1 protein-coding gene is annotated in these 855 nt (G+C 65.5%); it reads left to right on the top strand.

The genetic code is table 11. From position 1 onward, the window contains the following. Positions 1 to 855: NAD(P)(+) transhydrogenase (Re/Si-specific) subunit beta (locus tag EOA24_RS39745; RefSeq protein WP_133375034.1), on the top strand; the 855-nt coding region annotated here is incomplete at both ends.

Raw genomic sequence — 855 nt, 5'->3', positions numbered from 1 at the left:
TGCCGCAACTGGTCGCCGCCTTCCACTCGCTCGTCGGCTTTGCCGCCGTCATGGTGGCCGCGGCCGCCATCTACGCGCCGGAAAGTTTTGGCATCGGCACGGCCGGCGACATCCACGCGCAGGCGCTGGTCGAGATGAGCCTGGGTGTGGCCATCGGCGCCATCACCTTCACCGGCTCGGTCATCGCCTTCCTGAAGCTCGACGGCCGCATGTCCGGCAAGCCGATCATGATCGGCGGCCGCCACTTGATCAACATCGTCCTCGGCGTCGCCCTGGTGGTGCTGATCGTGCTTCTGGTCGGCACCGAATCGAAGCTCGTCTTCTGGTTGATCGTCGCCGCCTCGCTGGTGCTCGGCGTGCTCCTGATCATTCCGATCGGCGGCGCCGACATGCCGGTCGTTGTCTCGATGCTGAACTCCTATTCCGGTTGGGCGGCGGCAGCGCTTGGCTTCACCCTCGGCAACCTTGCGTTGATCATCACCGGCGCGCTCGTCGGCTCGTCCGGCGCGATCCTGTCCTACATCATGTGCAAGGGCATGAACCGGAGCTTCATCTCGGTCATCCTCGGCGGCTTCGGCGGCGAGACGGCCGCAGCAAGCGACGACGGCATCGAGCGCACCGTCAAGCAAGGCTCGGCCGACGACGCCGCCTATCTGATGATGAACGCGCAGAAGGTCATCATCGTGCCCGGCTACGGCATGGCGGTGGCCCAGGCGCAGCATGCGCTGCGCGAGATGGCCGACAAGCTCAAGGCCAACGGCGTCGAGGTGAAATACGCCATCCATCCGGTCGCCGGCCGCATGCCCGGCCACATGAACGTCCTTTTGGCGGAGGCGAACGTCCCTTACGATGAAG

The sequence above is a fragment of the Mesorhizobium sp. M2A.F.Ca.ET.039.01.1.1 genome (genome assembly GCF_003998035.1).
GTDB lineage: Bacteria > Pseudomonadota > Alphaproteobacteria > Rhizobiales > Rhizobiaceae > Mesorhizobium.
This window is presented reverse-complemented; position numbering and strand designations above follow the sequence as displayed.